The 13,720-nt window shown below is 29.1% G+C and carries 16 protein-coding genes; all 16 read left to right on the top strand.

From position 1 onward, the window contains the following. Window positions 1-89 precede the first annotated feature (89 nt). The 16 genes from minC (at window position 90) to ARA19_RS13095 (ending at window position 13,687) form a co-directional block, all read left to right on the top strand. Window positions 90-737, top strand: a complete 648-nt coding sequence (gene minC / locus ARA19_RS13170) for a septum site-determining protein MinC (protein ID WP_055071429.1) — start codon at window positions 90-92, stop codon at window positions 735-737. 15 nt (window positions 738-752) lie between these two features. Next, window positions 753-1,559, top strand: coding sequence for a septum site-determining protein MinD (minD, locus tag ARA19_RS13165; RefSeq protein WP_055071428.1), 807 nt, complete (start codon window positions 753-755; stop codon window positions 1,557-1,559). 20 nt (window positions 1,560-1,579) lie between these two features. Next, window positions 1,580-1,846: a cell division topological specificity factor MinE gene (gene minE / locus ARA19_RS13160; protein ID WP_055071427.1), complete on the top strand. Its 267-nt coding sequence runs from the start codon at window positions 1,580-1,582 to the stop codon at window positions 1,844-1,846. An 86-nt stretch (window positions 1,847-1,932) separates the two neighbouring features. Continuing rightward, window positions 1,933-3,057, top strand: a complete 1,125-nt coding sequence (gene rodA / locus ARA19_RS13155) for a rod shape-determining protein RodA (RefSeq protein ID WP_055071426.1) — start codon at window positions 1,933-1,935, stop codon at window positions 3,055-3,057. 117 nt (window positions 3,058-3,174) lie between these two features. Then, window positions 3,175-4,008, top strand: coding sequence for a peptidoglycan DD-metalloendopeptidase family protein (locus ARA19_RS13150; protein ID WP_055071425.1), 834 nt, complete (start codon window positions 3,175-3,177; stop codon window positions 4,006-4,008). Between the two features lie 96 nt (window positions 4,009-4,104). Further along, on the top strand, window positions 4,105-4,890 hold the full coding sequence (locus tag ARA19_RS13145) for a site-2 protease family protein (protein WP_055071424.1): 786 nt from the start codon (window positions 4,105-4,107) through the stop codon (window positions 4,888-4,890). A 156-nt stretch (window positions 4,891-5,046) separates the two neighbouring features. Then, window positions 5,047-6,909 (top strand): TIGR03960 family B12-binding radical SAM protein, encoded by a 1,863-nt coding sequence (locus ARA19_RS13140; protein WP_055071423.1) that lies wholly within the window; start codon window positions 5,047-5,049, stop codon window positions 6,907-6,909. Next, window positions 6,884-7,588 carry a TIGR03936 family radical SAM-associated protein gene (locus ARA19_RS13135; RefSeq protein WP_055072122.1) on the top strand — a complete coding sequence of 235 codons (705 nt, stop codon included), beginning with the start codon at window positions 6,884-6,886 and terminating at the stop codon, window positions 7,586-7,588. Before ARA19_RS13140 ends, ARA19_RS13135 begins: the two co-directional genes overlap by 26 nt. 17 nt (window positions 7,589-7,605) lie before the next feature. Next, window positions 7,606-9,036: a ribonuclease E/G gene (locus tag ARA19_RS13130; protein WP_055071422.1), complete on the top strand. Its 1,431-nt coding sequence runs from the start codon at window positions 7,606-7,608 to the stop codon at window positions 9,034-9,036. 126 nt (window positions 9,037-9,162) lie between these two features. Continuing rightward, window positions 9,163-9,474: a 50S ribosomal protein L21 gene (gene rplU, locus ARA19_RS13125; RefSeq protein WP_055071421.1), complete on the top strand. Its 312-nt coding sequence runs from the start codon at window positions 9,163-9,165 to the stop codon at window positions 9,472-9,474. Then, the gene (locus ARA19_RS13120) at window positions 9,474-9,845 is read left to right on the top strand and encodes a ribosomal-processing cysteine protease Prp (RefSeq protein ID WP_055071420.1); all 372 of its coding nucleotides are present in this window, start codon (window positions 9,474-9,476) and stop codon (window positions 9,843-9,845) included. The genes rplU and ARA19_RS13120 overlap by 1 nt, the downstream gene beginning before the upstream one ends. Window positions 9,846-9,849: 4 nt before the next feature. Further along, window positions 9,850-10,146, top strand: a complete 297-nt coding sequence (gene rpmA, locus ARA19_RS13115; protein WP_055071419.1) for a 50S ribosomal protein L27 — start codon at window positions 9,850-9,852, stop codon at window positions 10,144-10,146. A 235-nt stretch (window positions 10,147-10,381) separates the two neighbouring features. Beyond that, the gene (gene obgE, locus ARA19_RS13110) at window positions 10,382-11,668 is read left to right on the top strand and encodes a GTPase ObgE (RefSeq protein ID WP_055071418.1); all 1,287 of its coding nucleotides are present in this window, start codon (window positions 10,382-10,384) and stop codon (window positions 11,666-11,668) included. Between the two features lie 19 nt (window positions 11,669-11,687). Next, window positions 11,688-11,978 (top strand): ribosome assembly RNA-binding protein YhbY, encoded by a 291-nt coding sequence (gene yhbY, locus ARA19_RS13105; protein ID WP_055071417.1) that lies wholly within the window; start codon window positions 11,688-11,690, stop codon window positions 11,976-11,978. 130 nt (window positions 11,979-12,108) lie between these two features. Next, the gene (yqeK, locus tag ARA19_RS13100; protein ID WP_055071416.1) at window positions 12,109-12,687 is read left to right on the top strand and encodes a bis(5'-nucleosyl)-tetraphosphatase (symmetrical) YqeK; all 579 of its coding nucleotides are present in this window, start codon (window positions 12,109-12,111) and stop codon (window positions 12,685-12,687) included. A 40-nt stretch (window positions 12,688-12,727) separates the two neighbouring features. Continuing rightward, complete coding sequence (locus ARA19_RS13095; RefSeq protein WP_055071415.1) at window positions 12,728-13,687, top strand: LCP family protein; 960 nt, start codon at window positions 12,728-12,730, stop codon at window positions 13,685-13,687. Window positions 13,688-13,720 lie beyond the last annotated feature (33 nt).

Here is a 13,720-nt window from a genome sequence, read left to right as displayed (position 1 = left end):
ATAATAGTTATATGTGCAAAATAGAAAATATTTTGTATTTGAATAAACGAAATTTTGTATGCTTATTTAGTTGGAGGTTAGTAGTCGCTATGCAAAGTAGAGATATTATTATTAAAGGTAATAAACATGGCTTAAATGCTGTTATAAATATGGATAAGTTTGGAGACTTTGAAGAGATGATGGAAGCACTCCTAAAAAAGCTTAGTGCAGGAAAAAATTTTTATAAAGGTGCTACATTGACTATAACAACAGATTTAACGCATATAAATGAAAGACAAATTTCAAAATTAAAAGATGCTTTATTTGATGAAATACTAATTAAAGATTGCATTTTAATGGATGCAGAAGAGGAAGAAAAAGAAACCAAGTATTTTCAAGGGGTATATGAAGGAAGAACAAAATTTTTCAGGAGACCTATAAGAAGTGGGCAAAGAATAACTTATTCAGGGAATATAGTTATTGTTGGTGATGTTAATCATGGTGGAGAAGTTGTAGCTTTAGGAAACATAATAGTTTTAGGCTCTGTAAAAGGTCGTGTCTTTGCTGGAAGTAATGGAAACCAAAGAGCAATAATATCAGCATTTTCTTTAGAACCAGAAATATTATCAATAGCAGGGATAATGACAATATCACCAGATGACTTTGAAAAACCAAAATACCCAGAGACTGCAAGGTTAAAGGATGGAGCAATAATTGTTGAACCATATCTTCCTAATAAGTATACATATAAAATATAGTGGAGGTAATAAAAAATGGGAGAGTCTATAGTAATAACATCAGGAAAGGGAGGCGTTGGAAAAACAACAACAACAGCTAATATAGGGACAGCATTAGCGTCTTTAGGAAAAAAAGTAGTGCTTATTGATGGAGATACAGGGCTGAGAAATCTTGACGTATTAATGGGCTTAGAAAATAGAATTGTATATACAATAGTAGATGTAATTGAAAATAAATGTAGAACTAAGCAAGCCCTTATAAAGGATAAAAGATTTCCAAACTTATTCTTACTACCAACAGCACAAACAAGAGATAAGGATGATATTTCAAGTCAACAAATGTTAAGACTTATAAATGAGTTGAAGGAAGAATTTGACTATATATTAATAGATTGCCCAGCGGGAATAGAGCAAGGATTTGAAAATGCTGTTATAGGAGCTGATAAGGCCATTATAGTAGTTAATCCAGAAGTAACATCAGTAAGGGATGCAGATAGAGTTATAGGGAAGTTAGATCCAAAGGGATTAGATCCACAAAGGGATCAAAAGTTACTAATTAATAGACTTAACCCAGAAATGACACAAAAAGGTGATATGCTAGATATACCTGACATAATAGAAATACTATCTGTGGATATTCTAGGGGTAGTACCGGATGACAAAAAAGTAACTATATCAACAAACAAAGGAGAGCCAATAGTATTAGATAAGGAATCAAGTGCAGGAAAATTCTTTCTTAATGTGGCACAAAGAATCATTGATGAAGGTGTACCACTAATAAAACCAGAAGCTATATCAGAAGGTTTCTTTACTAGATTATCTAAAAGACTATTTAAGAAATAATATAAACAAAATATGGGGGGATAAATTTGTTTAAACTATTTTCTAGTAGACCTTCTCCTAAGCAAGTAGCAAAAGATCGATTAAAGTTGATATTGATACATGACAGAGGAGAGCTTTCTAAGGAGACTCTTGATAAAATTAAATTAGAAATATTAGAGGTATTGTCCAAATATATTGAAATTGATGAGGAAGATATTGATATTGCAGTAACTAAATCAAGCAATATAGAGGGCGAAACACCATCACTTATAGCTAATATACCAATAAAAAATTTGAGGGGAAGATAAAATCGTAACTTTTTTTAAACTAAAACATTAGTGTTAGAAGCTACAATATTAATTAGAACAAAAAAACAAAAGTTGGAGGGCATCTAATGTTTAGAAATTTTAAATTAGATCCAAGACTACTTAGAGATATGAATTATAAAATTTTGTTCTCAACTATAGCTATAGCGTGTTTTGGGATATTTAACATATATCTAGGGACCTATGCTCAGTCGGGAGTAGAGTTTGCAATGAAGCAAGGAATATTCTTCATTATATCTTTAATAGTCATGTACTTTATGCTTGCATGGGACTACAATATAATCTACGGTTATGTAGATATATTTTATTGGGTTTCAATAGTTATGCTTATCGTAACTAGATTTATAGGAACTACAATCAATGGAGCTAGAGGATGGATCGTTCTTGGGCCAGTCAGTATCCAGCCATCTGAATTTGCTAAAATTGCAATGATACTTATGCTTGCAAAGCAACTAGATAAAATGGATATGAATATAAATAATTTCAGAAATTTACTTAAAATTGGGATATATGCAATAATTCCAATGGTATTTATATTTGTACAACCTGATATGGGAATGACAATGGTTTGTTTCTTTATTGTTGTTGGTATTGTATATTGTGCTGGTTTAGACTTAAAAATCTTATTTGCTGGACTTGCAGGAGTAATTTTATTACTAGTGCTAGTATGGCATACTAACATAATTCATCCATACCAAAAGCAAAGATTAAGTGGATTCTTACATCCAAATGAAAATAAACTTGGTATAAACCTTCAATTGAACCAGTCAATGATAGGTATTGGTTCAGGTGGTTTTACAGGAACAGGAGCTAATTTAAGTTCAGAAAGTGGTGGATATGCATCACAATTCGTTCCAGAAAAACAAACAGACTTCATATTCACTGTAATAGGTGAACATTGGGGAACAATCGGAGCAGCTTGTCTTCTGATTTTATATGGAATATTAATAAAGGGAATGATTGATACAGCACGTCAAGCCAAAGATAATTTTGGAACCATAATTTCCGTTGGTCTGGCGTCATATTTCATATTTGCGATACTTCAAAATATTGGAATGACCATAGGTCTTATGCCTATAACAGGTATAACGTTGCCTATGGTGAGTTATGGAGGAAGTTCACTTTTAACAACTATAGCATGTATAGGGCTTGTATTGAATATCAATATGAGAAAAAGAAGACTTCATTTTTAAAACTTTAGGGATTAGTTTAACTAATCCCTAAAGTTTTTTTGTTCTATAAAGAACTTTACTTAAATATAAATAAGTATAAACTAAGAAGATTATAATAAGAGTAATGGGTGATGGAAAATGGGTAAATATGATAATGAATACAGGCATTATTATACAAGGGTAAGTAAAGATAATAAGACTATACAACCAGAGGAAAATTATGAGCGAGATTTTGATTATGGATATGGAACAAAAAGTAAAAATGATAGTGGTAATATTTTGAAATATTTTTTTAAAGGTTTAGCTGGAACCACTGTGGCATCAATTATTTTATTTGGAGGAATTATTGGTATAAAGTATTTTCTTGGCGCAGAAGGAGAAAAACTTTATGATAATATGAAATTAACTATAGAAGAAAAAGGAAGCCATAAAGAGAAATTTTCAAAATTTATTGCTAATTTAAAGAGATCAGAGAGTATAGCTAAAATTAGCAATAAGAATAGTGAAAATTTAAAGGAAAATGAAGAAAAGAATAAAGGAGAGTTAAATAGTAATTCACAGGATATATCATCATTTAAATTAAGCGATAATAGTATTGTTACTAAGGAAGAGGAGGGAAAAGTAAAGAGCGATGATAAAAGAACAGTTAAAAATTATAGTAAAGTAGAAGAAAGTAATAATAACATAATTTTTAAAGAGGTTTATGGGGAAATTACAGCTCTATTAGATGGTGAGGTTATTAGTGTGAGTGAAAATGATGAAGGACAAGTAGTAGAGATAAAATATGAAGATAATTTAAGAGGAACTTATTATAATGTAGGTAAAGTAAAGGTTGCGAAAGGAGAAAAAATCTTTGGTGGGGAAATAATAGGGCAAAGAGAAGTTAAGGGAGATGTAAAATTAAAAATGAAAAAAAATGATAAATTTTTTACTTTTAAAGAATATTTAAATGTAAATAATAGTAAAAATTAAGAGTAGCAGTTAGTAGGAGTGTAAAATATAAAAATAAGTAAGTGGATAATACCACAGTTATTAATTTTTTTTATAATAGGTAAAAAGAATTTTATATTGGGATTTCTTTTTATAATAATACATGAGTTTTCTCATTATATAGTAGCATTAATATTAAAAATAAAGGTTAATCAATTTAATATACATGGATTTGGGGCTTCATTGGAAATTGAAGATTATGATGGACTTGATATAAGCGATGAATTTATAATTGCCTTAGCAGGACCTATAGCAAATTTGATTTTAGCATTTATATCTTATTTAATATTAAAAAATTATAATATTATTTATTTTAAAGATATAATGGAAATAAATATAACTTTAGGTTTATTAAATCTACTACCAGCATATCCCTTAGATGGAGCTAAAATTTTAAGGTGTATTTTAGCAAGATTATCATTGTATAAAAGTGCTAATAGATTCATGGTTTATATTAGTATTTTAGTTGGTTTTCTTATAGCAATATTAGGGATGATTTTAATCCCTAAAAATTTAATAAATATAAATCTAATCATAATAGGGGTATTTATTATATTTATAAGTTATAAGGATAAAAACAAATCAATGTATATTGTTCTAGATCAACTAATAAAAAAACAAGTAAGGTTTAAAAATAAAAAATACATGATAAATCAATGTATTTCTGTCTATTATAAGGAGTCCATGCTTTCTATTATTAGTTATATAGAAAAAAATAAATTTAATACTTTTTATGTTCTTAATGATGAAATGAAATTATTATATGAAATAAGAGAAGATGAAATTTTTGAGATAATTAAGGAATATGGAAATATAAGTTTAGAAGAATATCATGAAAAATTAAAAGAAAAGCAGAGCTATTAACAGATCAAAATGAAATCACTTGGATTCCATTTTTATTGGTTAATAGCTTTATTTATGATAAAATTAAAAGATATTATTTAACTTAGAAATAATATCTTACTAGATGTTGATTAGCTATGAGATAAATGATTAGCTTAAAATATAGGAGGATTAAAGATGGTAAAAATAACTGATGATATTCTTTATAAAGTAGAAAAACCTTCTAGATATGTAGGTGGAGAACTTAATCAAATTATAAAAGATCCAAAGGATGTAGACATAAGATTTGCTTTTTGTTTTCCAGATGTATATGAAGTTGGTATGTCTCACTTAGGTTCAAGAATTTTATATCATACATTAAATCAAAGGGAAGATACATACTGTGAGAGAGCTTATGCTGTATGGCCAGATATGGAAGCATTAATGAAAGAAAAGAATATTCCTTCATATACCTTAGAAACTAAGGATCCATTAAGTGAGTTTAATATGTTAGGATTTACTCTTCAATATGAAATGAGTTATACAAATATGTTAAATATGCTTAGTATGGCTGGAATTCCTATAAGAGCATCAGAAAGAACTAATGATGACCCAATAGTAATGGCAGGAGGACCATGTGCCTATAATCCAGAGCCACTTCATGATGTAATAGACTTTTTCCAACTAGGGGAAGGTGAAGATGGGTTAAATGATGTTTTAGATGTTTATGCTTCAATGAAGGATAATTTTGATAGAAAAGAATTCTTAAGAGCAATATCAAAAATAGATAGTGTTTATGTACCATCATTATATGAGGTTGAATATAATGACGATAATACTATAAAGGAATTTAAGCCTAAATATGATGATGTTCCTAAAACAGTTAGAAAGAGAATAGTAACTGATTTTGATAAAGTACCATTCCCAGAGAAATTAATAGTTCCTTATGGAGAAATTGTTCATGATAGAGTAGTATTAGAACTATTTAGAGGATGTACTAATGGATGTAGATTCTGTCAAGCTGGAATGATATATAGACCAGTAAGAGAGAAAACTAGATCGACTTTAATAGAACAAGCAAGAAAAATGTTAAAAGCAACAGGCTATGATGAAGTTTCTCTTGTTTCTTTAAGTACATGTGATTATTCAGATATTCAAGCTTTAGTAACAGAACTTATTGCTGAACATGGAAAAGATAACGTAAGTGTTGCTCTACCATCAATAAGAGTAGATGCTTTTTCAGTTGACTTATTAAAAGAAATACAAAAGGTAAGAAAAACAGGGTTAACTTTTGCACCAGAAGCTGGTTCTCAAAGAATGAGAGATGTTATAAATAAGGGGTTATCAGAAGAAAGAATTTTAGAAGCCGCTAGAAATGCTTTTGAATCAGGTTGGAGTACTTTAAAGTTATACTTTATTTTAGGTTTACCGTATGAAGAAATAGAAGATGCAGAAGGTATAGGGCAACTTGCAGAGAAAATAGCAGATGAATACTTTGCTGTTCCTAAAGAAATTAGAAATAAAGGCTTAAAGATAACAGTAAGTACATCAATATTAATACCTAAGCCATTTACACCATTCCAATGGGCTCCTATGGAAAAAATGGAAAGTGTAACTGAAAAAATAAAAGCTGTTAAGAATAGCATTAAAAGTAGATCTATCCATTATAAATATCATGAGCAAGAAACATCATATATGGAAGCTGTTTTTGCAAGAGGAGATAGAAGAGTTTGTGATGTTTTAATAAAAGCCTTCGAAAAGGGTGCTAGATTTGATGGATGGTCAGAATATTTTGATTTTAATCTATGGTTAGAAGCTCTAGAAGAATGTAATGTTGATGGTGATTTCTATGTTTATAGAGAAAGAGATTATGATGAAATATTACCATGGGACTTTATCAATATAGGAGTAAATAGAAGTTACTTAGAAAGAGAAAATGAAAAAGCAAAGAAAGCAGCTTTAACTCAAAACTGTAGAATTGGCTGTACTGGTTGTGGAATAAACGTAAACTTTAAAGAAGGGAAGTGTTTTGAAGGTGCGATATCTAATCAAATTCACTAAAGGAAGCAACATAAAATTTATATCTCATTTGGATTTGACAAGAACAGTTCAAAGAATAGCTAAAAGAACTGAATTGCCAGCTGAATATTCAACAGGTTTCAATCCACATATGGAACTAGCTATAGCTCAACCTTTATCAGTTGGTGTTTATTCAGAAGGAGATTATTTAGATTTATTATTACTTGAAGATATGGATTGTGACGAGGTTTTAAGACAATTAAATGAAGAAAGCACAAGAGATATAAAATTCTTAACAGCTTCAAAAACTCCAATCATTCATAATGTAAAAAAAGTACTACCAGCAATGGCACTTCTAGATGCTGCTGACTACAAAATAAAAATAAAGTACAATGATGCTAATAAATTAGGTGAAGAAATAGAAAAAATATTAAATAATGAAGAATTTAATATTTTAAAGAAGACTAAAAAAGGTGAAAAAGTAGTAGATATAAAACCTTTAGTTAAAAAGTTTAATTATGAGATTGAGGGAAATACTTTAATTATAGATACTATGGTTGCCTGTGGAAGCAGAGAAAATCTATCACCAGATTTATTAAGTAGATATATAAAAGATAATACATCTAATGTAGATGAAGAAGCATTTACAGAAATCGTTAGACTAGAGATGTATGGTTATAAAAATGAAAAATTAGTACCTTTATATAAATACGTAGATTAAGAATGAAGGCGAATAAAATGAAAGAAATTTTTATAGAACGAAGAGAAAAAACGCTAAGAGTTGCCATAAAAGAAAGTGGAAATTTAAGTGAATGTTATATAGAAGAAGTAAGTGAAGAGCCTGCAGTTGGAGAATTATATAAGGCTGTAGTAAGAAAAATAGTTCCAGCTGTTAAAGGTGCTTTCCTTGATATAGGAAAAGAAAAAGAAGTATATATTCAATTATCATCTAAATTAAGTGAGAAGATAAAATGTGGAGATGAGATTATAGTTGAAGTTGTAAAAGAGCCTATAGGGAAAAAGTGTGCTAAGGTTACTTCAAATTTTACAGTTACGGGTAAATATTTAGTCATAGAAAGCAAAAATAAGGATATAAATATTTCAAAGAAAATAGAAGATAAAGAATTTGAAAAGTTTATCTTAAATAATTTGAAAAAGCCTAGTGATATAGGGGTTACTATAAGAACTATAGCAGAAAATATTCCTTTAAATTTAATTCAAAAAGAATTAGATGAATTATATGAAAAATATAAAGAAATAGTTAGAGAAGGAAAGTATTCTTTAAATCCTAAAAAACTACATGAGAATAATGGACTTTTAAATAAAGTTATTAGAGAAAGTAATAGTGAAAATACAAGTAAAATAGTAGTAGATAGTGAAGAAGACTATGAACTAATAAAAGAAAGTCGTTTAGAAGTTGAGTTTCATAATGAAATAAGAACAATATTTGATTATTATAATATAGAAAAAGAAATATTAAGTCTTAGAAACTCAAGAGTTAATTTAAAATGTGGCGGAAACATAGTAATAGAAAAAACAGAAGCTATGTATGTTATAGATGTAAACTCTGCTAAGAATATTTCAGGAAAAAGTAAAGAAAAAAATGCAGAAGAAACAAATATTGAAGCTGCTAGAGAAATACTAAAGCAAATAAAACTTAGAAATCTAAGTGGAATTATAATAGTTGATTTTATTGATATGTATAATGAAGAGGCTAAAGGGAAAATCATAAACATATTAAAAGAAGGACTTGAAGGTGAAAAGCAAAAGTCTACTGTGTTTAACTTTACTCCATTAGGTATAGTTCAAATTTCTAGAAGTAGAATAGGAAAGAGTATTGATGAATATATAGAAGAGGATTGCAGTAGATGTCATGGAGTTGGAAAAGTATTAAAGCTTTCATATATTGAACTATTACTTAAAAATGAAATTATAAGATGGCAATTAGAAAGTAAAATAAATGATTTTCATGTAAATTTAAATAAGATTTATGAAAATGATGTTAGAGGAAATATATTTGAATTTTTGAAGTCAATAGGAGCTTTAACAGTGAATATTTACTTAACTTTTGATGAAAATAAAGAAGGCTATACTATAGAACCACTGATATTTAAAAACCAAATAAGTAATTTAAGTGAATATCTTGTTAAAAACATCGAAAAATATTAAATTATCCTTTACTTTAATATTTAACTATGATAGAATTGCTTTAGTAAACCGCTCACGAATAGGTTCCAGAAAATAGTTAAATCTATTACCTTAAGTGGCGAGACCGTTATGAGGAGGTGTTTTTTAATGTACGCAGTATTAACTACAGGTGGAAAACAATACAGAGTTCAAGAAGGAGACGTATTATTCGTTGAAAAACTTAACGCTGAAGTTGACTCAACTGTTGAATTAACTGAAGTTCTTGCAGTATCAAAAGACGGAGAATTAAAAGTTGGTGCTCCAGTAGTAGAAGGTGCTAAGGTTGTTGCTAAGGTTTTAGCTCAAGGTAAAGCTAAGAAAGTTGTTGTATTCAAATACAAGCCTAAGAAAGACTACAGAAGAAAAAATGGTCACAGACAACCATACACTAAAATAGTTATAGAAAAGATTGAAGCATAATGATCAATGTTAGAATTCAATCAAGAAATAACAATATAATTTCATACACCATAAAAGATCATGCACTTAGGGATAGAGAAGCTGTCCTTGTAGGAGAAGCTTATGATATGATATGTAATTCTGTGTCAGTTTTATCACAAAGTGTAATTATCGGGTTGGATGAAGTTTTAAAACTGAATGTAAGCTATGAAATGGCTGATGGATACATACATCTTGATTTATCTGAATTTACTTTAGAAGAAATTGAGAAGGCTCAAGTTTTATTAAAAACCTTTGAGAAAAGTCTTGAAAGCGTAATTATTAGTTTAGATCAGAGTTTTGGTAAGAAAAAACGTTGTAAATATATAGATTTTAAAAAAGAGGAGGTGTAATGATATGTTAATAATGAACCTTCAATTATTCGCTCATAAAAAAGGAATGGGTAGTACTAAGAACGGAAGAGACTCAGAATCAAAGAGATTAGGAGTTAAATGTGCTGACGGTCAATTCGTTTTAGCTGGAAACATCTTAGTAAGACAAAGAGGAACAAAAATCCACCCAGGTACTAACGTAGGTAAAGGTGGAGACGATACTTTATTTGCTAAAGCAGATGGTGTTGTTAAATATGAGAGAATGGGAAGAGACAAGAAGAAAGTTTCTGTTTACCCAGTAGAAGTAGAAATAGCTGAATAATCTGTTATTTTAAATAAAAAGCATCCTATATTCTAGGATGCTTTTTTAAAATACAGATTCTTTTAAACTATTGAACAACAAGGATTTTAATTCACTTAGAGTTTTAATATAATTTTAGCTGAATCAAGTCTTATGTAATCAAAGTAGTTAATTAATATTTTTTTAATGAAAGATTAAATTGACTAGCTAAAAGGTAAAAAGGTAATAATACTAAAAGAGAAAGGTGATGAGAAGTATGTTTATAGATAAAGCCAAAGTCTTTCTTAAATCAGGTAATGGCGGTCATGGTGCTGTTTCATTCAGAAGAGAAAAGTATGTTCCACTTGGCGGACCAGACGGTGGAGATGGTGGAAAAGGTGGAGATGTAGTATTAAGAGTTAATACTCAAATGACTACTCTACTTGATTTTAGATATAAGAGAAAATTCGTAGCAGAGCCAGGAGAAAATGGTGCTGGTTCAAAATGCTACGGTAAAGATGGTGAAGATAAAATAATAAATGTTCCTATGGGAACTGTTGTAAGAGATGCAGCTACAAATAAAGTAATGGCTGACCTTTCACATGAAGGGGATGAATTCGTTATTTGTAGAGGTGGAAAAGGTGGAAAAGGAAATTGCAAATTCTGTACACCTACAAGACAGGCACCAAACTTTGCAGAACCAGGAATGCCAGGAGAAGAGTTTGAAGTTGTTCTAGAACTTAAGTTATTAGCTGATGTAGGGTTACTTGGTTTCCCTAACGTTGGAAAATCAACTCTTTTATCAGTAGTTTCAAAAGCTAAACCTAAAATAGCAAACTACCACTTCACAACATTAAAACCAAACTTAGGTGTTGTTGCAGTACCAGGAATAGAACCATTCGTAATGGCAGATATCCCAGGTATAATTGAAGGTGCTTCAGAAGGTGTTGGACTTGGATTAGAATTTTTAAGACACATAGAAAGAACAAGACTATTAATTCATATAGTAGATATCTCAGGTGTTGAAGGAAGAAATCCAATAGAAGACTTTGTAAAAATAAATGAAGAACTTAAAAACTACGATATTAAGCTTTGGGATAGACCTCAAATAGTAGTTGCAAATAAAGCTGATATGCTATTTGATGAAGAAGTATTTGAAAACTTTAAAAAAGAAGTTAATAAAATGGGCTTTGATAAAGTATTCAAAATGTCAGCAGCAACTTCACAAGGTATAGAAGAAGTAATGAAAGAAGCAGCTAGAATGCTTAAGGAAATTCCTGTTACTGATCTTTATATTGCAGAAGAAGAAAGATATATCCCAGAAGATAAGAAATTTACATATACTATAACTCCAACAGAAGAAGATGGATTAAAAGTTTATGTAATAGAAGGTTCATTTGTTGATAGATTACTTATGGCAGTTAATGTTTACGATCCAGATTCATTAAGATACTTCCATAAAGTACTTAATAACAAAGGTATCTTACAAGAATTAAGAGATATGGGAATCGAAGATGGAGACATGGTAAGATTAGATGACTTCGAATTCGAATACTTAATGTAATAAAATCGGAGGAAAGAAAATGATAACTACAAAGCAAAGAGCTTACTTAAGAAGTTTAGCAAATAGAATGGACCCAATATTCCAAGTTGGTAAAAATGGAATAGAAGATAATTTCATAAAGCAAGTAGAATCAGCTTTAGAAGCAAGAGAGTTAATAAAAATAAAAGTTTTAGAAAATAGCGGATTAACAGCTAGAGAAGCTTCAGAAATAATATGTGAAGAAGTTGGATGCGAGGGAGTTCAAGCTATTGGAAGTAAACTTGTATTATTTAAACAATCAGAAAAGAAACCTAAAATAGAATTACCTTAATGTTTTATAATTAGCAGGCTTTGCCTGCTTTTTTTATTTTTTACTTAAATTTTCTATAAAAAGATGAATTTATGGGTATAATGAGAAGAGAAGAGTGGATTTTGATTTTTTATAAAATGGAGGAATTTAAATGAAGGAGATAATTGATTTTTTAATTAATAACTTAAGTGAAAAAAGATATAAACATGTTCTAGGAGTTGCTGAAACAGCAAAAAAATTAGCAAAGTTAAATGGAGCTGATGAAAGTAAAGCAGAACTTGCTGCCATGCTTCATGATATAGCGAAAGAAATGCCTATAGATGAACAAATGAAAATTTTAAAGAAAAATAACTTTAATATTACAGAAATTGAGAAAGCTTCACCACAAGTTCTTCATGGATTTGTAGGGGAGTTTTTAGCGAGAGAAAAGTTTAACATAGATGACGAAGAAGTGTTAAAAGCAGTAGCTTATCATACTACTGGGAAAGCTAATATGGCTAAACTTGAAAAAATAATATACATAGCTGACTATATAGAGCCAACTAGAAATTATCCAGGTGTTGAAATTTTAAGAGAAACAACTTATAAGGATTTAGATGAAGGAGTTCTTATGGGAATAAATAATACTATTAAATTACTTGTAGATAAAAATGGCGTTATACATCCATTAACTATAGAAGCTAGAAATTACTTACTTATTAAGGAGAGCAAGGTTACTTATTACTTATAGAACTATTAAATAAAATATACTATTTAGAGGTGAATTTCAAATGAAAAAGGGAAGATTAAAAAAAATAGTTATAGGAAGTTTTATAGGGATTTTTTCGCTTATTTTTATTCTTATAACAGGAATCTTCTCTTATTTTTATATGAATTATGGAAAAGAAGTTAAGGAAATTATAGATATTACTAATAACATTAAAAATGAAAAAATAGAAATTTCAAAGCCTTTAAATATATTAGTTTTAGGTCTTGATATAGGAGATATAAACAATAAGGAGGATAATAGTATAAAAAGGACAGATACTATTATGTTAGTGCATTATGATCCAACTATACCTAAGACAGATGTGCTTTCTATACCTAGAGATACTATGTTTTATTATAAAGGAAAACGAAATAAAATAAATGCAGCTTATCCTATTGGAGGGGATGAACTTATAAAATCCACTGTAGAAAATATGTTAAATACTAAAATAGATAATATTGTTAAGGTAGATTATAATGCTTTTAGAGAAATAATTGATGCTATTGGTGGAGTTAAGATGTATATAGATAGAGATATGAATTATGATGACCCAACTCAAAATTTAAGTATTCATTTTAAAAAAGGAGATACTGTGCTTTTAGATGGAAAAGCAGCAGAGGAATTTTTTAGGTGGAGGAAAAATAATGATGGAACAGGATTTATAGATGGAGATATGGGAAGGATAAGAAACCAGCAAAAGTTAATAAAAAAGGTTTTTCAAAAATGCATTTCACCATCAATAATATGGAAAATAGATGACATAATAGATGTGGTAAAAAGGAATGTGGATACTGACATGCCTTTTGAAAAAATGGTTGCTTATGGAACAACTATAGTAAAATTAAAAAATGATAGTATTAAAATGCATACCTTAAAAGGCGAACCTAAATACGTAGATAGATTGTGGTATTTTATTTACAATAAAGAAGAAAATACTGATATAATAAATACATTAAATGATAAAATATTAGTGGCAGATTAATATTAGCAAATTTTTAAAATAGTTATTTAATTT

The sequence above is a fragment of the Clostridium massiliamazoniense genome, assembly GCF_001403635.1.
GTDB lineage: Bacteria > Bacillota > Clostridia > Clostridiales > Clostridiaceae > Sarcina > Sarcina massiliamazoniense.
Note: the sequence above shows the minus strand (reverse complement) of the source record. Positions and strands in the feature narration are given on the sequence as shown.

What these genes read in the sequence shown, in the direction of transcription:
- minC (WP_055071429.1), top strand. Translation starts at nt 90, where the DNA reads ATGCAAAGTAGAGATATTATTATTAAAGGTAATAAACATGGCTTAAAT.
- minD (WP_055071428.1), top strand. Translation starts at nt 753, where the DNA reads ATGGGAGAGTCTATAGTAATAACATCAGGAAAGGGAGGCGTTGGAAAA.
- rodA (WP_055071426.1), top strand. Translation starts at nt 1,933, where the DNA reads ATGTTTAGAAATTTTAAATTAGATCCAAGACTACTTAGAGATATGAAT.
- ARA19_RS13150 (WP_055071425.1), top strand. Translation starts at nt 3,175, where the DNA reads ATGGGTAAATATGATAATGAATACAGGCATTATTATACAAGGGTAAGT.
- ARA19_RS13140 (WP_055071423.1), top strand. Translation starts at nt 5,047, where the DNA reads ATGGTAAAAATAACTGATGATATTCTTTATAAAGTAGAAAAACCTTCT.
- ARA19_RS13130 (WP_055071422.1), top strand. Translation starts at nt 7,606, where the DNA reads ATGAAAGAAATTTTTATAGAACGAAGAGAAAAAACGCTAAGAGTTGCC.
- rplU (WP_055071421.1), top strand. Translation starts at nt 9,163, where the DNA reads ATGTACGCAGTATTAACTACAGGTGGAAAACAATACAGAGTTCAAGAA.
- ARA19_RS13120 (WP_055071420.1), top strand. Translation starts at nt 9,474, where the DNA reads ATGATCAATGTTAGAATTCAATCAAGAAATAACAATATAATTTCATAC.
- rpmA (WP_055071419.1), top strand. Translation starts at nt 9,850, where the DNA reads ATGTTAATAATGAACCTTCAATTATTCGCTCATAAAAAAGGAATGGGT.
- obgE (WP_055071418.1), top strand. Translation starts at nt 10,382, where the DNA reads ATGTTTATAGATAAAGCCAAAGTCTTTCTTAAATCAGGTAATGGCGGT.
- yhbY (WP_055071417.1), top strand. Translation starts at nt 11,688, where the DNA reads ATGATAACTACAAAGCAAAGAGCTTACTTAAGAAGTTTAGCAAATAGA.
- yqeK (WP_055071416.1), top strand. Translation starts at nt 12,109, where the DNA reads ATGAAGGAGATAATTGATTTTTTAATTAATAACTTAAGTGAAAAAAGA.
- ARA19_RS13095 (WP_055071415.1), top strand. Translation starts at nt 12,728, where the DNA reads ATGAAAAAGGGAAGATTAAAAAAAATAGTTATAGGAAGTTTTATAGGG.